General features: G+C 62.2%; 18 protein-coding genes. 10 read left to right on the top strand and 8 right to left on the bottom strand.

The features are described 5' to 3' along the window. Nucleotides 1–94: 94 nt before the first annotated feature. The 3 genes from AB8B20_RS26950 to AB8B20_RS26940 all read left to right on the top strand — a co-directional run bounded on the left by AB8B20_RS26950 (nucleotide 95) and on the right by AB8B20_RS26940 (nucleotide 2806). Complete coding sequence (locus AB8B20_RS26950) at nucleotides 95–691, top strand: PAS-domain containing protein (protein WP_089261730.1); 597 nt, start codon at nucleotides 95–97, stop codon at nucleotides 689–691. 222 nt (nucleotides 692–913) lie between these two features. Continuing rightward, on the top strand, nucleotides 914–1768 hold the full coding sequence (locus AB8B20_RS26945; RefSeq protein WP_439073983.1) for a lysophospholipid acyltransferase family protein: 855 nt from the start codon (nucleotides 914–916) through the stop codon (nucleotides 1766–1768). A 96-nt stretch (nucleotides 1769–1864) separates the two neighbouring features. After that, on the top strand, nucleotides 1865–2806 hold the full coding sequence (locus tag AB8B20_RS26940) for an aldo/keto reductase (protein ID WP_439073984.1): 942 nt from the start codon (nucleotides 1865–1867) through the stop codon (nucleotides 2804–2806). A 70-nt stretch (nucleotides 2807–2876) separates the two neighbouring features. Here the strand turns inward: AB8B20_RS26940 and AB8B20_RS26935 are convergent, their stop codons facing one another. Together AB8B20_RS26935 and AB8B20_RS26930 are read right to left on the bottom strand one after the other, a co-directional pair. Then, complete coding sequence (locus tag AB8B20_RS26935; RefSeq protein ID WP_439073985.1) at nucleotides 2877–4103, bottom strand: DUF1501 domain-containing protein; 1227 nt, start codon at nucleotides 4101–4103, stop codon at nucleotides 2877–2879. Beyond that, on the bottom strand, nucleotides 4100–5593 hold the full coding sequence (locus AB8B20_RS26930) for a DUF1800 domain-containing protein (RefSeq protein WP_439073986.1): 1494 nt from the start codon (nucleotides 5591–5593) through the stop codon (nucleotides 4100–4102). The genes AB8B20_RS26935 and AB8B20_RS26930 overlap by 4 nt, the downstream gene beginning before the upstream one ends. A 122-nt stretch (nucleotides 5594–5715) precedes the next feature. Between AB8B20_RS26930 and AB8B20_RS26925 the strand changes: the two genes are divergently transcribed. Then, nucleotides 5716–5919, top strand: coding sequence for a hypothetical protein (locus tag AB8B20_RS26925; RefSeq protein WP_089261740.1), 204 nt, complete (start codon nucleotides 5716–5718; stop codon nucleotides 5917–5919). A 54-nt stretch (nucleotides 5920–5973) separates the two neighbouring features. On the opposite strand, the gene AB8B20_RS26920 is transcribed toward AB8B20_RS26925, so the two are convergent. From AB8B20_RS26920 to AB8B20_RS26910, 3 genes are all read right to left on the bottom strand, one after another. Next, nucleotides 5974–7446 (bottom strand): diguanylate cyclase domain-containing protein, encoded by a 1473-nt coding sequence (locus AB8B20_RS26920; protein ID WP_439062361.1) that lies wholly within the window; start codon nucleotides 7444–7446, stop codon nucleotides 5974–5976. Nucleotides 7447–7616: 170 nt separating this feature from the next. After that, a complete protein-coding gene (locus AB8B20_RS26915; protein ID WP_439073987.1) occupies nucleotides 7617–8312 on the bottom strand; it encodes a glutathione S-transferase family protein in 696 nt (231 codons plus the stop codon). A 22-nt stretch (nucleotides 8313–8334) separates the two neighbouring features. Next, a complete protein-coding gene (locus AB8B20_RS26910; RefSeq protein WP_439073988.1) occupies nucleotides 8335–9045 on the bottom strand; it encodes a glutathione binding-like protein in 711 nt (236 codons plus the stop codon). Between the two features lie 214 nt (nucleotides 9046–9259). Here AB8B20_RS26910 and AB8B20_RS26905 point away from each other — a divergent pair, with 214 nt between their 5' ends. Both AB8B20_RS26905 and AB8B20_RS26900 read left to right on the top strand, forming a co-directional pair. Beyond that, the gene (locus AB8B20_RS26905) at nucleotides 9260–10372 is read left to right on the top strand and encodes an MBL fold metallo-hydrolase (protein WP_175367583.1); all 1113 of its coding nucleotides are present in this window, start codon (nucleotides 9260–9262) and stop codon (nucleotides 10370–10372) included. Between the two features lie 47 nt (nucleotides 10373–10419). Further along, nucleotides 10420–11016 carry an SCO family protein gene (locus AB8B20_RS26900; protein WP_439074077.1) on the top strand — a complete coding sequence of 199 codons (597 nt, stop codon included), beginning with the start codon at nucleotides 10420–10422 and terminating at the stop codon, nucleotides 11014–11016. A 53-nt stretch (nucleotides 11017–11069) separates the two neighbouring features. Here the strand turns inward: AB8B20_RS26900 and AB8B20_RS26895 are convergent, their stop codons facing one another. Then, nucleotides 11070–11843 (bottom strand): DUF4394 domain-containing protein, encoded by a 774-nt coding sequence (locus AB8B20_RS26895; RefSeq protein WP_439073989.1) that lies wholly within the window; start codon nucleotides 11841–11843, stop codon nucleotides 11070–11072. A gap of 153 nt (nucleotides 11844–11996) precedes the next feature. Here AB8B20_RS26895 and AB8B20_RS26890 point away from each other — a divergent pair, with 153 nt between their 5' ends. Next, nucleotides 11997–12575: a sigma-70 family RNA polymerase sigma factor gene (locus tag AB8B20_RS26890; RefSeq protein WP_439073990.1), complete on the top strand. Its 579-nt coding sequence runs from the start codon at nucleotides 11997–11999 to the stop codon at nucleotides 12573–12575. Then, nucleotides 12572–13336, top strand: coding sequence for an anti-sigma factor (locus AB8B20_RS26885; RefSeq protein WP_439062356.1), 765 nt, complete (start codon nucleotides 12572–12574; stop codon nucleotides 13334–13336). The genes AB8B20_RS26890 and AB8B20_RS26885 overlap by 4 nt, the downstream gene beginning before the upstream one ends. A gap of 59 nt (nucleotides 13337–13395) precedes the next feature. Here AB8B20_RS26885 and AB8B20_RS26880 read toward each other — a convergent pair whose 3' ends face one another. Next, nucleotides 13396–14658 (bottom strand): hypothetical protein, encoded by a 1263-nt coding sequence (locus tag AB8B20_RS26880; protein ID WP_439073991.1) that lies wholly within the window; start codon nucleotides 14656–14658, stop codon nucleotides 13396–13398. Further along, nucleotides 14619–14945 carry a hypothetical protein gene (locus tag AB8B20_RS26875; RefSeq protein WP_439073992.1) on the bottom strand — a complete coding sequence of 109 codons (327 nt, stop codon included), beginning with the start codon at nucleotides 14943–14945 and terminating at the stop codon, nucleotides 14619–14621. The genes AB8B20_RS26880 and AB8B20_RS26875 overlap by 40 nt, the downstream gene beginning before the upstream one ends. 121 nt (nucleotides 14946–15066) lie before the next feature. On the opposite strand from AB8B20_RS26875, the gene AB8B20_RS26870 reads away from it, so the two are divergent. Next, entirely contained in the window at nucleotides 15067–16110 is a 1044-nt protein-coding gene (locus tag AB8B20_RS26870) for a hypothetical protein (RefSeq protein ID WP_439073993.1), read from the top strand. A 120-nt stretch (nucleotides 16111–16230) separates the two neighbouring features. Beyond that, the gene (locus AB8B20_RS26865; RefSeq protein ID WP_439073994.1) at nucleotides 16231–16620 is read left to right on the top strand and encodes an EF-hand domain-containing protein; all 390 of its coding nucleotides are present in this window, start codon (nucleotides 16231–16233) and stop codon (nucleotides 16618–16620) included. The last annotated feature ends 22 nt before the right edge of the window (nucleotides 16621–16642 follow it).

Genomic DNA, 16642 nt, shown 5'->3' with positions numbered 1-16642 from the left:
GCGCCGTTAGCTATACCGCCGGGAAATTGTGGGCCTTTTTGCAACCAGAGGCCAACCTGCGTTTCTTACCTATGTACGGACACAGGTACAGCCGATGCAGTACGATTGGCGACTGATTCTCGATCCGGGAATTGAAACGGCGATCATTGTGATCGCAGCCGTCGGGATTACTTTGGCAATCCGCCTCTTCCGGCTGCGACGCGCGGCCCGGGCCCGCGAGAACGAGCAGCACGCCACTGCCCAGCGCCTTTCGGCTGCACTTGACCAGATCGATATCGGTGTCGTGCTTCTCAATGCCGACACCCGCGCCGAATTCATCAACCGCGCCTTCCGCGACTACTTCACGCTCCCCGACGAGAAGGCTGACAGCAAGCCGCCGCTGATCGCGCTGATGTATCACGCGCGCGATATCCACGCCTACGCCCTCCCCGACGACGAGGTCGACAGCTTCATCGCCAGGCGCGTCGAGATGATCCGCGCCGGCACTTCCACGCCGACGACGTTGCGCCTCGCCAATGGCCGGGTGCTGCGGATGAGTTGCGCCGTGCTGCCCGATGGCGGGCGGATGCTGAGCTACACTCCGGTGACCGACCTCATTCGTCACACCGACGAGCTCTCCGAGCGCGACTATTATCTGGCGCTCCGCGAAGGCGACGTGTTCAGCTCCCACCGGCTGGACGCGGCCGAATAGGGCGCAATGCCACCTGTGGATATCCGGGTTGTCATGGCGATGTCACTCGCCCCGGCTAGGCTCCTCATGCAGCCGGTTGCTTCCCCCCGTCGCCAATCGGGTGCTTCCCCAGCGGTCTCCGTCAGTTGCCGCGCTGACCGGGACCGCTTCTTTTTGCCTTGGTTTCTCTTAGTTCATGCAACTGACTTTGCCTGCGGAAGACGGCCCCGGTATAACAAACCCATGATCCGTTTCGCCGCCGTCCTGATCTCCTTGACCATGCTGACGCTACTGCTGGCGCCGTTTCAGCTGATCGCACTGGCCTTCGGCCTGCGCTGGCACCGGAGTATTCCGCATCTGTTTCACCGCATCCTTTGCGCGCTGATCGGGGTGCGCATTCACGAAGTCGGCAAGCGGACGACGGACACGCCGGTCCTGATCCTCTCCAATCACGTCTCATGGCTCGACATCATCATCATCGGCGCCAGGGCGCCCGTGGTGTTCGTCGCCAAGAGCGAAGTTGCCAAATGGCCCGTGTTCGGCTGGCTCGCCAAACTGCAGCGCACGATTTTTGTCGAGCGCGAACGCCGGCAGAAGACCGGCGCGACGGCGCAGGAAATTGGCGACCGCATGCTGTCCGGCGACGCGGTGGTCCTGTTCGCGGAGGGCACCTCCAGCGACGGCATGCGCGTGCTGCCGTTTCGCTCGGCACTGGTCGGCTCGGTGCATCACGCGCTCGGCGATTCCACGCATCACAAAGAGATCACGGTGCAGCCGATGTCGATCGCCTATGTCGGCTTCGGTGGATTGCCGGTCGGCCGCGCCTTTCGCGAAAACGTGGCGTGGTATGGCGACATCGATCTGATCCCGCATTTCATCGGCATCCTGTCGTCGGGCGCCATCGACGTCGTCGTAAGCTGGGGCGAAGCCGTCGCCTATGACATGTCCGCTGATCGCAAGACGATCACGCGTAACGCGGAAAACGCTGTGCGGCGCATGACGTCCACAGCCTTGCGCGCCGGGCCGCCGCGGAAGACCCCGACCGCCCTGCCCGCGCCCGAAGCTCAACCGCCCGAGTCCGCTTCCGCCATCGCCTGAGCACCCGCGCGACTGCCATGATGCAGCGCGTCTTGCTGCGCGATGAGGCGCGCGCCATAACCTTGGTCCGCGCTTCCCTCACAAGGCACACTCATCATGGAAATCCGCAATCTCGGCCGCTCCGGCCTTCGCGTCTCCGCCGTCGGTCTCGGCTGCAACAATTTCGGCCAGCGCACCGATCTGGAGACCGCGCGCAAGGTCATCCACAAGGCGATCGATCTCGGCATCACGCTGTTCGACACCGCCGACATCTATGCCGGCATGGGCGGCTCCGAGACGGTGCTGGGTGAAGTGCTGGGCGATCGCCGCAAGGACATCGTACTCGCGACGAAATACTGCAAGCCGATGAGCAATGACGGCAGCAAGCAGGGCGCCTCGCGCCGCTACATCATGAGCGCCGTCGAGGCCAGCCTGAGGAGGCTGAAGACTGACTATATCGATCTGTATCAACAGCACGATTACGATGCGCTGACGCCCATCGAAGAGACGCTGCGCACGCTCGACGACCTCGTGCGTCAGGGCAAGGTGCGCTATATCGGCAATTCCAACTTCCCGGCCTGGCGCATCGCCGAAGCGGAGATGGCCGCGCGCCAGATGGGCGTCGCGCCCTTCGTGTCGTGCCAGGACGAATACAGTCTCGTCGTCCGCGACATCGAGAAAGACCTGCTGCCGGCCGCGCAGCATTTCAATCTCGGCCTGCTGCCGTTCTTCCCGCTCGCCGGCGGCATGCTGACCGGTAAATATGCCGGCCTGAAGAACGTCCCCGCCGATACGCGCTTCGGCAAGACCCCCTATATGCAAGAGCGCTATCTGAACCCGCGCAACATCGCCTTGGTCGATCAACTGCAGGCCTTCGTCGGCGCGCGCGGTCATTCGATGCTTGAGCTCGCCTTCTCGTGGCTCGCCGCCCGCCCGCAAGTCTCCAGCGTCATCGCCGGCGCATCATCGCCCGAGCAGATCGAGCAAAATGTGAAGGCGGCGCAGTGGAAGCTGACGGCGGAAGAGATGGCGGAGATTGACGGGATTACATTGGGGTAGTTAAACGCGCAGATTCTTCCCCTCTCCCCCAGCGCGGCAAAGCCGCGCGCCGCAGGAGAGGGGAAGCAAGCTACCCCACCAATCCCTTCGCCGGCTTCACCAGCGCACTGTCAGGAAACACCTGCTCGGCCAGTGCACGCTCGCTGATGCCGAGGTGATCGTGCAGCACGCCCTTGAAGATCGCGCGCAGATCCGTGGTGGGGGCGAGATCGCGGGCTTCATAGAGCTTGCCATTCGCAAGCCCCGGCCAGTCCGCAATCACCCGGCCGCCCTTGACCGCGCCACCCGCAAGCAGCGCAATCGTGCCGGTGCCGTGATCGGTGCCGGCCGTGCCGTTGATCTTGGCGGTGCGGCCGAACTCCGTGGCCACGACTACCACCGTGTCGCGCCAATGTGGCCCAAGCCCGCTCTCGAATTCCGCCAGTGCACCATCCAGACCGCCGAGCAATTGCGCGAGGCGGCCGACCGGCCCGCCCTCCTGCGCATGGGTGTCCCATCCATCGAAGGCGAGTGCCGCGATGCGCGGTCCGTCATCCGCGGCCATGAGTTTCGCCGCACCGCGTGCGACCTGGCGCATCGCCGCGACGGCATTTCCGCCGCTCTTCGGTTTCATCTCGTCGCCAACGGCAATCTTGTCGAGCTTCAGGCCCTGCGACAGGGCCGTCGCCAAAGCGGGATCGCGGTCCAGATAGAGTTGCATCAGCCGCATCGCCGTATCATCGGCCGCATTGGGCAGATTGACCGGCGCCCAGCCAACCGTCGGCGCGGCGCCGCGGAGCACCAGCGGCGTGGTCGGTCCGATCGCAAGACCCGACGAGACGCGTTCGCCACGCGGCAACGATTCAATGGCGCGGTTGAGCCAGCCCGACTGCACGCGGCCGGGGCCGGCATAGCCGCTCTCCAGCACGTCCTGGCCGTCGAAATGCGAACGTTCGCGATAGGACGTCGCCACCGCATGGACCACGGCCGCTTTCTTGTCGCGATACATCCGCGCGAATTCCGGCATCGCCGGATGCATGCCGAAGAACGAGTCGAGCGCGATGGCCGCGTTCGGTCCATCTTTTGCCAGCGCAATCGAGCCGTGCAGACCGGCATAATCGGGATCGCCGAGCGGCGCGACGGTCGCGAGGCCATCAAGCGCACCGCGCAGGATCACGACGATCAGGCGCGGATCGCGCGCGTCAGCGGCGCGGGCAAATTTCGGCAGATAGGCCCAGGCCGCAAAGGCTGCGCCTGACAGCAAGAGCGATCGGCGCGTGGGGCCGAGCATGCGGCTTTCACAGCAGTCCATCGTCATCTCCTTTGGAATTCCGGCGACATCAGCAACAGCGTCAGTGCCTGCTGCCGCGTCTCCGCGCGCGCGATCGTCTGTCGTGTTTCGGACGAGGCCGCCTCGCCGGCGACCACGTCGAGCATCTCGCGCGGATCGATACTGTCGGGAATGCGCGACGAAACCTGTGCGGCGAGATCGAGCCGCAGCTTCATGCCTTCGGGCACGGCCCAGGCGGCATTGCCGTCCGGAAAGCCGTTCGGCCCCGGCGGTGTCCAGAGCGGCTGGCCAAGCGTCTGCAGTCCTGCAAAGTAACGGCCGGGATCTTCGGGGATGCGCGCCAGCAGGCGGCCGGTGGAGATCAGATATTCATAGGGCGTGCGCAGCTTGGCCATCGGCATCCGCCAGGCTTCACTGGAATCGAGCAGCGCCAGCGCCAGCGCCTTCAGATCGCCGTCGGTCTTTTTGAACACCCCTTCCAGCCGCGCCAGCAGTGCCGGCGGCGGCGCATCAGCCACGAAATGCTGCGCGAATTTCCTGGCGATGAATGTCGCCGTCGATGGCTGCCGCGCAAGATCGGCGAGCGCTGTTTCGCCTTGCGCGACGCCGCTGTCGTCATAGGTCTTGCCCAGCAATTGCTGCGGCCCCGGTTCATGCGCATTGGCGTTGAAGGCAAAACTGCCGGGCGTGCCGATCTTTCCTTCGCGTCCGGCAAAGGTCCAGCCGGTGATGATGCGCGCCAGCGATGTCACGTCGGCCTGCGTGTAACCACCGCCGACGCCGAGCGTGTGCAGCTCCATGATCTCGCGCGCGAGATTTTCATTGAGGCCGCGCTTGCCCCTCTCACCGGCTTTTGAATTCGGGCCGATCGACTGCTGGTTGTCGAGGAAGAACAGCATCGCCGGATGCTGTTCGACGGCTTTCAGCATGTCGGCAAATTTGCCCAGCACATAAGGGCGGATCGCCTCGCGTTCGAAGGAGCCAGCCCACATCCGCGCCGGGTCGCCCTTGCTGGCCGAGATGCAGAAATGGTTCGACCAGAACACCACCAGGCGCTCGACAAAGCCACCCTCGGTAATGGTCGCGCGCTGGATCCGCGCCAGCGCTTCTGCACGATAGGTCTTCTGCACCACATTCGGCGGCAGCGCGACGGCCGGCGGCGGCTTCGGTGCGTCAGGCTGCACTGTCATGGTGGTGTTGCCGGTCATCGCGGGAGCTTCCGGCTTCCTGTCCATCGCAGCCGGCGGCGCTTCGACCGGCACCAGCCCCGGCGTCTTCAGCGCCGCCTCGCGTGCCGTTTTCACTTCGAGCTGATAGGCGAACATCGCCTGCCCCAGCTCGGTCGTGGATTGCAGGCCGGGCAATTCCAGCAGCGCCGCATTGGGGCGCGCCAGCTCGGCCTTCACGAAGCCGCGGGGATCGGAGGCCGCATTGACGATGTCGCCGGAAGCGCCACCCCGCGCGCCAAAGCCGAATCGGTTCAGCGCGATCAGCGCACCTTGCGGGTCGCGGGCCATCGGGTTTCCCTCACTCTGCCTTCGTCCTATGATGCATTGGAACATCAAAGGCGACACCCCAGATATACGGGTGGAACAGATGAACCCGGCATGAAAATCGCGCTGAAATTTGGGCTGCTTTCATGAATTATCGGACAGAAAGCTTAAAGCCGCTCAGCCGCAGCCTCACCTGCTCGGACTGCGGGACTGAATTCGGCTGCGACCTGTCGGGCAATTGCTGGTGCGCCGAGGAGACCGCAAAACTGCCGATGCCGACCACAGGCGGCGATTGCCTGTGCCGCGACTGCCTGCGCGCGAAGGCGGCGGCGGCGCACGCCACGACCTGACGGACGTGCCTGATCCGCAGGGCGCGCGATTGCGCATCGGCTCCCGCAGCCTGCCTACACCATGCCCGCGCTGCGCCGGTCACGATCGGGTTGCGCATAGTAGCTGCGCTTGGCTTGCAGCATTTCCATATCGGCGCGCTTGACCACGGCTTCGAGCCGCTCGCCGGTCCGGCTGGTGGCAATCCCGGTGGAGAGGCTCAGCGTCAGATCAGGATAGTACTGGTTGTTGACCTCGATCAGTCGCGCCAGCGAGGCAAGCACAGCTTCGCCGCCGGCAGCATCGACTCCGGGCAGCAAGATGGCGAATTCGTCGCCGCCGATGCGCGACACCGTCGCCGGCTTTTCGACCAGTTCGCCAAACACCTCGCCGGCACGGCGCAGCAACCCGTCACCTGCGGCATGGCCAAGATCGTCATTGGCAGCTTTCAGCGCGTTGAGATCGGCAATGATCACGGTGACCGGTTGCGATCCTTTGCGTTCGAGCCGGTTGAGTTCGTCCACGAAAAACGAGCGGTTCGTGGTGCGCGTCAATACGTCGTGGGTGCCGAGATATTCCAGATAGGCTTCCGCCTTCTTGCGCGCGGTGATGTCGGTCAGCGCGACCTGCACCTGTGACCAGTCGCGCTCATGCCCGGGCAATACCGAGAACTGCAGCAGCAGATGCAGCTTGGTGCCGTCGAGCGCGTAGTTGACGACCTCGCGCTGCTGGAACAGCTTGCCCTCCCACAGGTCGATCAACTGTTCGCGGAAATGCGGCTCCATCTCGTCGCGAAACACATCCGACAACTGACGGAGCAACGTGTCCTTGTCGGGCGCGCCGAACAGTTCGAGCGTGCGGCTGTTGACGTCGAGCACACGGATCTCGCTCATACAGCGCAAAACGAATTCCTCGTGCACATCCGTGAACACGCGAAAATCCTCAATGCCCCGCGCGCGAACGTCGTCGACTAGCCGCTTGACGCCGCTGAAATCCTCGACCCACAGCGACACCGGCGAATGCGCGAACAGGCCGAACGCATAATTCTCGCTCTCCGCGAGGCGACGACGCGCGCCTTCACGTTCGGTCACATCCTCGATGGCGATCATCACGCGATCCCAGCGCTCTTCATGCCCGGGCAGAACAATGCCGTGCAGCTGGATGTCGAGCCGCTCACCCTTCAGCGTGTAGTTGACCGTATGGCTGGAAAAATGATTCCGGCCGCTCCAGAGCTGGGCCAGTTCCGACACATGACTCTTGAACGTATCGTCGCGCATCACCAGGCCGAGACTCAGCGTCAGGTGAGACAGGTCGCGCGCGCCAAACAGTGACAGCGTCTTGCGATTGACCTTGAGAATGCGGATGTGCTGCGAGCACTCACGGACCCGTTCGGGATTGGCGAGCAGGAATGTCTCGATGTCGTCGACGCCCTGCGCCTGCCACTGTTCGAACAGCCCCTTCACATCGCTGTAGTCCTCGATCCAGAGCGAGACCGGGGCAAGATCGAACATCACGGCATCGTCGGCGAGATTGGTAGGCGGAACGGACATAGAGACCTTGGCGCGTGAGACAGCGTGAATCGTTGAGGTATTCCCTTATAGCGAGAGTTACAGGGAATATCCTCGGATTTTCACGAAGGCACCAAGCACCACCGAAACAACGCCGGTATGCGGACATGAATACCAGCGTTGCTCAATTCGTCGCCCGTAGAGAGTGGAACTCAGACCGGATAGCCCGCCGAGTTCCGCGCCATGCCGTTAAAAGCATCAAGCATGCTTTCGCGCCACGCATAGATCGCGTCGTCTTCCGCCAGCAGCTTGAACGGCGAGATCGCGCGCGCCCACTGGAACGGACCGAATACGATGTAGTCGGCATAGTTTGGCGCGGCGCCACCAAGGAACGGTTGCGTCTTCAGGGTGAGGCGCATCGGATCAAGCGACTTGCGGAAGGCATCTACGCCCGTGTCGCGATTGGATGCGACCTCTTCCAGCGACTTCTTGAACCGCGCTTCGCGGCTCTCGCGGAAATAGGCCTGATCGACCGGACGCAGATGACCATGAATATCCGCGACGATGAACGGAAACATGCCGGCGACCACGACCGTGTCGCCCCACCAGTTCAGCATCCGCCCCATGGCGCGGCCGCCCTCGCCGCCGAACAGTGACGGACGATCCGGATAGGTGTCTTCGAGATAATTGGCGATCGCCCAGGAGTCGTTGACCGCGCGCTCACCATCGAGCAGCACCGGCACCTTGTCGGATTTGTGCTTGTTGATCGCGTCCTTCTCGGTGAAGCGCCACGGGATCGATGTGGCGTCGAGGCCCTTATGTGCCAGCGCCATCCGGATGCGCCAGCAGAACGGGCTGAAGGGACGATCTTCGTCAGTGCCGACCAGTTCGAACAGTTGCAGCGCCATGATTGCTTCTCGTAAATCTGAGCTAACTCTTCACCACAGCCGAGGTCTGGCCGAACAGCAGCTTGCGCTCTTCGTCGGTGCGGATCGGCGGCTGGCCGAAATTAGGATTGACCTCTTTGGCGATCTCGTAAGCGCGCTTGACCGCCGGCCGCTCGGCGATGGTTTCGAGCCAGCGCTTGAGATGCGGGAAGTCGTTGATGTCCTGGCCCTGGTTCTTGTAGGGCACGATCCAGGGATAGCTCGCCATATCGGCAATCGAATAGTCGCCGGCGATGAATTTGCGGTCTGCGAGGCGCTTGTTGAGCACACCATAGAGCCGGTTGGTCTCGTTCACATAGCGATCGATGGCGTAAGTGATCTTTTCCTGCGCGTAGTTGCGGAAGTGATGGTTCTGTCCGGCCATCGGGCCAAGGCCACCCATCTGCCAGAACACCCACTGGATCGCATCATAGCGCACAGCGAGATCATCGGACAGGAACTTCCCGGTCTTCTCAGCGAGATACAGCAGCATCGCGCCGGACTCGAACACCGAGATCGGTTTCGAGCCGCTCTTGGGCGCATGATCGAGCAGCGCCGGAATGCGATTGTTCGGCGCGATGGCCAAAAACTCGTCCCTGAACTGGTCACCCTTGCTGATATTCACCGGAATGATCTTGTAGGGGAGCCCCGTCTCCTCAAGAAAGATCGTGATCTTGTGGCCGTTCGGCGTGCTCCAGTAATAGAGATCGATCATCGTTCAATCCGTTTTGCGTGATGAGGCAACCCGCAAACCCGACCGAAGGCCGATTGAATGCGACTGCATGAAATGTTGCCGGATCATCGGATCAAGTCAATGCAATTTGCTCCGCCTCCGATGATCTTCGAAAGATCATTCCCTGCCAGTGGCGCATCCGGTCTGTTATCAAACGGAAACTCCGCACAGGCGGATGATTTCCGGGAGACATGCCATGACCGCAGATATCCGCCGCCGCGACTTTCTCAAGACCTCGGCCGCCTTTGCTGGCATGGCTGCGGCCGGATTTTCCTGCGTGGAGGTTGCCAACGCGGCGCCGATCCAGGTGCCAACGGTCGATCGGCTCTCGATCCGCGTGCTCGTCGATCAGCAGCATGATCAATTCCTGCGCGGCAGCACGGTAAATGGCGTGGTGCATGAGGGGCCAGGACCGGCCCGCAGCGCGGATGCGCGCAACGTGCTGCACAATGAGTGGGGCCTGTCGCTGTTTCTGGAATCGCAGCGTGAGCAGGACAAGCGTAATATCCTGCTCGATTTCGGCTATACCTCGCCGGCGATCATCAACAATATCGGGCTGCTCAAGGTCGACCCGGCCTCGCTCAACGCGCTGATCGTCAGTCACGGACATATCGATCATTACGGTGGACTGATCGGCTTCCTCGAGCAATATCGCAGCGTATTGCCACCCGACATCAAGCTCTATGCCGGCGGCGAGGATAATTTCTGCCACCGCGTCAGCCGCGCATCGACCGGCCAGTTCGGCGAAGGCGGCATCCTCGACCGCAAGCAGATCGCCGCACAGAAGGTGCAGACCGTACTCTGCGAAACCCCCACGGTGATCGAGGGCCATGCTTTCACAACAGGCAAGATCAAGCGTAACAGCGTCGAGCGCGTGCTGCCGAACACCTTCGTGGACTACAAGCCGGACAGCGCAGGCTGCGACTACGGCCACTATACGGCTGCCGAACTGCAGGGCAATTTTGCACCGGACGAACACGTCCACGAACACGCCACCTGCTTCAACATCCGCGGCAAGGGGCTGGTGGTGATCAGCTCCTGCGGCCATGTCGGCATCGTCAATTCGGTCCGGCAGGCGCAGGAGATATCGGGCGTGCAGAAGGTACACGCCGTCGTCGGCGGCTTTCACCTCGGTCCTGCCCCTGCCGACTACCTCAAGCAGATCGTCGGCGAGATCAAGAAGCTCGAGCCCGATGTGATCATCCCGATGCATTGCAGCGGCCTGAACTTCCTGCTCGAGGCGCGCGCGCAGATGCCGGACAACGTCATCAACGTCTCGACCGGCAGCCGCCTGACCTTCAGCGCGTGACCTCGCGCGCCGCACGCGCCTTCTGGTACCGGACCGGCATAGCCGCCATGGCTGCGCTGTGGCTCGGGTGCTGGAGTGCGGCGCCCGCCTCAGCGCAGGGGTCGTCCCGCTCCGCAGCCGAATTGATGGACGCAGTGATGTGGAATCGCGAGCCGATCGGCGGCGCGTTCCAGCTTATCGACCAGTCGGGCCATGCCCGCAGCGAGCGCGACTATCGCGGCCGGCTGCTGCTGGTGTATTTCGGTTTCACCTATTGTCCGGACATCTGCCCGACCGACCTGCAGGCCATCGGACTGGCGATGGACCGGCTTGGCGCTGACGCCGCTCATGTGCAGCCGCTCTTCATCACTCTGGATCCCGAGCGCGACACCCGGGAGCAACTGGCGCAATATGTGCCGATGTTTCACCCGAAGCTGATCGGCCTGACCGGCAGCACTGCCGCGATTCATGCCGCCGCCGAAGCGTATCGCGTTTATTACAAGCGCATCGACTTCGACGACAAGCCGGCCGACTACACCGTCGATCACTCGGCCTTCGTCTATCTGATGGACCGCGACGGAAAATATCTCGGCTTCTTTCCGCCCGGCACCTCTGCCGAGAAGATGGTCGACATGATCCGGCCGTATCTGGGAATCGGAAAATAGAGATGCCGCGCCCTTGCGAGCGCAGCATCGTGATAGAAGTGATCGACTGAAGCTTACATGCCCATGATCGCGATATCCGTCACCTTGCCGGTGACGCCGGAGATCCTGGCGGCTTCGGTGGCCTTGCCGGTGACGAGATCGACCGAATAGAGCGTGCCGTCGGCCATCAGCCAGGCTTCGTTCCTGGTGCCATCCGACCAGATATCGAAGGCGACAGCCGCCGGCTTGATGCCGAGTTTGCCGACCGCGCCGAGAATGCCGTCATTCGGTGGCGCCTGCTTGACCAGCGCACCGATGGTGCCGTCGATGTCGAACAGCGCGGTCTCCTTGGTGCCCTTCACCGAATTGGTGTAGGCGCCGGCGATGACATTCGGTTTTTCGCCCTTGTGCATGTCGGTCTCGGCATATTTGTGATCGCCGTCCTTCGTCACCTTGCCGTCGTCGACATTGGCGCGCAGGCTCATGCCGTCCGAGCCCATCACGCGCAGACGATCGGCGACCGGATTGAAGTCGACGGTAGCGCCGACGCCCTTGGCCAGCATGGTGTCGAGCTTCGACTTCACCGTCGCCTTGCCGTCGGCGGCAATGGTGACCACGGTGCCATCATCGACCAGACCGTAGAGCATGCCGTCGGCCGGGCGGACATCGATGCCGACCAGCGCGCCGGATATACCAGTGACCTTGACGGATCCGGTGGCCATCTTCTTGGTGGTATCGACCATGGCGATGGTGTCGCCACCGACCAGGGCTGCGACCTGGGCGGCATTGGCGGCGGCGGATGTCAGCAGCAGCGCGGCGGAGGCGGCAAAAAGCGAACGAAATGACATGAGTGGCTCCCTGTGTTTCCGCGGTCCCCTCGGGACCGACACAAGGACTACCGGCGGGCCCTCCCGACTGGATGCACGCCCCTGAAAATAAATTCATTTGGGTGCATCCAATTGCGTGCGGCAAAGGTAGACTGACCATGCAAGGGCATGGACATGACTGGGAATGGCACCATCACCGAGACCCGGCGCGACGAGGCGGGCCTCGACCACGTGCGCGAGGCACAACTGTCGGCTGCGCTGGCGCGATGCGCCGCCGGCGACCGGGCGGCTCTGCAGATGATCTACAACAGCGAAGCCCCGAAGATGATCGGCGTCGCCCGCCGCATCCTGTTCCGGCAGGATCTGGCGGAGGAAGCCGTGCACGATGCCTTCGTGCGAATCTGGGGCGCGGCCGCGTCGTTCGATCCGCATCGCGGCTCGGCGCGCGGCTGGCTCTATGCCGTCGTGCGCAACCGCGCGCTCAGCATTCACCGCAACGAGCATCGCTATGATGCGTCCGACGACAGCGCGCTCGATATCGACTGCGAGGCGACCGTGACGCGGATGCCCGAGACATCGGCGTTGCGTAAATGCCTGGAGCGCATCGACCGGCCACGCCGCGATGTCGTGGTGCTGGCCTATGTCCATGGCATGAGCCACGGCGAACTGGCCGGCCGGCTGAAGGTGCCCTTGGGCACCGTGAAGAGCTGGGTCCGCCGCAGTCTGTTCGCACTGCAGGAGTGCATGGGATGAGCATGCACGACGACAATACGCATTCCACCGACGATCTCGCCGCCGACTATGTGATGGGCCTGCTGGAAGGCACCGAGCTCGCCGCTGCCGAAGCGCGCATGACCGACGATGCCGATTTCGCCAGGGCCGTCAGCACCTGGCGCGAGCGATTGGCCGATCTCGACGCCACAGCCGAAGCACTCGCCCCCAGCGCTGCACTGTGGGACCGCATCGCCGACTCCACCAAGGTGAAACCCGCGATCCCGCTACCCGGCGCCCGCGCCGCGCTGCGCGGTGCAACGCTATGGGACAATATCGGCTTCTGGCGCGGCACCGGGATCGGCGGCGTGTTCGCGGCCTTGATGCTTGTGGTGATCCTGATCGGCGCGCTCGCAACATCGCGCCAGCTCCGCCGCGAACTGATCGCGCTGGCGCAGCGCAAGCCGATCTATGTCGCCGTGCTGGTCAACGACGCCACCAGGGAAACCGGCGCCATCGTCAACACCTTCTCCGACGGCCGCGTTGAACTGATCCCGCTGCGCCCGATCGACGTCCCCGCCGGCCGCACGCTGCAGGTCTGGACCCTGTGGGATCGCGACATCGGCCCGAAGTCCATCGGTCTCACCGGACAGTCGCGGACATTGCAGCTCGATCTGGAAGCATTGCCGGATACTGTAGCAGATCAGCTGTTCGAGATCACACTGGAGCCCGAAGGCGGCTCGCCGATCGGGAGACCGACGGGGCCGATTTTGTTCAAGGGGAATGCGGCAAGGGCGTTGTGAACCGAGATAAGCAAATCCCCGGCTATATTCGCACCGGGGATTTGCCAACCCATTTACAACTATTGGGGCTCAACCTGCTTCGGCTTCCCGATAGATCCTGTCGGATTCAGATCTTTTTCTCCAGGCTTTTCCGAGTTCCGCACATCTGTTGCATTTGATGGTCGACTAGAAAGTTGGGAAGGCATTTGGGGGGAGCGTATTCGTGCGAGATACTGCCGTCTCTCCAATGACGCACTATACAGCCGCCCCCCCTCTCCAGGAACAAGGTCAGCCTCAAAGGCAGCTTTCGCCAATGCTTGGTTCAATGCATTCTGACATTTGTTTCTTGCAGTCGGAGTCTTCGTATACTCGGTGCTATCGCCCAACAAATTCTGGCATGAACGCCACATGAGTTTCGTTACTAAGAAAAAGTGAGGCGTATATGCCTCGATGGCAAACGTCGCATAGTTCATGTTCCAAGCGAAGTCTCGCCATAGACGAAGATCGCTATTTCCATTGTTCATAATCTGCAACGCGTATGCCAAGGTCGCGCAAACCTCGCCTCGCGCCATTGCGTAACTGGGAGCGTAGGAGCCGTCGGGTCCGGGAGTTACGTTCGCAGGCGCCAATTGGCACCTCTTCGTCAGATTATCGATGATCAGCCACATGTTGAGTTCGAGCGAATCCCGATAAAGCGGCAGCAGGGTTAATACGGGACCAGCACTCGAAAAGCTCAGATTGAGAAGATCGTCGACCAACGACGTGGCCTGATTGACTGCCTTGGTTGCGTGAATGGCGGCTTTCACTGAGTCCGAAAGGACCGGAATCTTCCCCATCAATTTGTCACGAATTTCGGAAAGTGATGCATTGCTTTCGGCATTGAAGAGCGTCGTCAGCGCGAGTCTGAACAGGGCGTAGTCCAATCTCGCCATCTTCTCATCGAAAAACTGGCAAACTGCCGGCAATGTAAATCTGGCAGCCTCGAGTGTACCGATCGCTCCCACTGCGTTGTCTGTGATCGCAATGTTCGTATTCGCATCGGGATAAAGGCAGTGGTATGCCTCATAAGCCGTTTCCACTGCAGCTCTCATGTTGGCTTCGATAGCAAGCTTGTCAGCATCGTTGTGACCGGCTTGCCGCGCTGCCGCTAATAAAACGCCAACCAACAGATATGACCGAAACAACCGATGGCTTTTCGTGTTTGCAACGAAGAGAACATAATCTTCGCCCTGCGCGACGATCCCCCCTCTTCGATTGAACTCCGCACACCCCGTCAGCATCGACGCCACTAGAACAAGCGCCGTCATTCGCGCAGTAAAGCGCGTCGCGAATCCTGAAAACATGGTCGCCCCCAAGCAAATCTTTGATTTGTAATGAGGTGAAGCTCGGCAGATTCGCGGCACATCCCGTAGTTGATATTTATCAGGGCATTTCCTTTGATTGATTTATCCACATCAATCGCTTTCGGGTTGAGTGTCCATTCGCGCAGCTGGCGCATCACGGCGGCGCCCGTCGCTTCGTCGTGGTCCCGACTGTCGCCGGAAATCGTCGCCGACCAGCCGTTCGAGATCACCCGGGAGCACGAAGACGGCTCGCCGGCCGGCCATCCGACCGGGCCTGTATCGTTCAAGGGCAATGCCGCGCGGGCGTTGTAGTCTCACGGCGACCGGTTTTGGCCCTTGAACGCTTCGGCCTGTGTAAGCGACAAAGGGCAGTGTTCGGCGTCGAATGGCGCATTGCGGAGAGAGTGCATGCGATATTCGACCGATGATCTGCGCGCGGCTGTCACAGCCGGCGTGCTTCCTTCCACGCAGCTCGACGCCCTGCTGACTTTCCTCACGGCGCGGGTGCCGGAGCAGCCTGCGGCCGGTCCCAAATTCGATGTCGTGCACTTGCTCTGGTATGCCGGCGCGCTGGTGGTGATATCAGCCATGGGGCTGTTCTCGACGCTGGCATTTTCGCAGATGGGCGGACCGGCCCTGACCGCCACTGCACTTGTCTATGCCGGCCTGTTCACCGCGGCCGGACACTATCTCTGGACCGTCAAGAAGCTGCGCACACCGGGTGGTCTGCTGATCGCGGTCGCCGTGGCGATGACGCCGCTCGCCGTGTTCGGCATACAGGATGCCTACGGTGCCTGGACCGATTTCGGTCGGCCGGCGGCGATGCGCGATTTCTATGTCTGGATCAAAGGCAGCTTCGTCTTCATGGAGCTGGCGACCATCGCCGCGGCAATCGTGGCGCTGCGGTTCTATCGCTTTCCGTTCATCGTGTTCATCATGGCGGTGGCGCTATGGTTCCTGTCGATGGATGTCGTGCCCTGGATCGCGGGCGCGAGCTACGGCAACTGGGAGCTATCGCGCAAGGTGTCCATCTGGTTCGGCCTTGGCATTCTGGTTGCTGCGGTGATCGTCAACCTGCGCCAGCGCAGCGGCGATTTCGCATTCTGGCTTTATCTGTTCGGCGTGCTGACATTCTGGGGCGGCATCACCGCCACGTCGAACGGCACCAATCTCGACAAGGCAATGTATTGCCTGCTGAACGTCGGTTTCCTGCTGATCTCGGTCGCCTTGTCGCGGCGGGTGTTCGCGGTGTTCGGCACCATCGGCATTGCGATCTATCTCAGCGACCTCGCCGAGAAGATCTTCAAGGATTCGATGCTGTTCCCGTTCGCGCTGTCGCTGATCGGCATCGGAATCATAGCGCTGGGGCTGTATGTCCATCGCCACCAGCGCGACATCGGCACCTGGGTCGATGCGCGCCTGCCGGAATCGCTCAAGCGCCTGCGGGCGTAACCTGTCGCCCCACAGGCGTGGTGAAGCCGCCCCCCTGCAGGACACCAAGTCTTGTCCCTTGAATGGACTATCCCCTTCAGGCATCCTTGCAATCAAGGATAGTATTCAAGGGAGGCTGCCATGGCGTTGTCGCGTCGGACCGTTCTGTTGTCGCTCGCCCTGTCGCTCGCCGCTGTGCCAGCGTGGTCGGCCTCTTTCCTGGCGCAGCTCGATCCCGACAAGGATGGCACCGTCGACCTCGCCGAAGCCAAGAACGCCGCCGGCAAACTGTTCGACAAGCTCGACCGCGACAAGGACGGCACGCTGGACGCCAGGGAGCTGCGTGGCCGCATGAGCAAGAGCGAATTCGCGGCCGCCAATCCGGACAACGACGGCACGCTCGACAGAGCGGAATATCTCGCCGTGGTGGAAACCCGGTTCCGCGCGGCAAACCCCGATAATGACGGCACCATCGACGCCAGGGAATTCGCCACGCCGGCGGGCAAGAAGCTGTTGAGGCTGCTCAAGTAGGGCCCTTTTATCGCCACCAGAC

The organism is Tardiphaga sp. 866_E4_N1_4, assembly GCF_052076075.1.
Lineage (GTDB): Bacteria > Pseudomonadota > Alphaproteobacteria > Rhizobiales > Xanthobacteraceae > Tardiphaga > Tardiphaga robiniae.
This window is presented reverse-complemented; position numbering and strand designations above follow the sequence as displayed.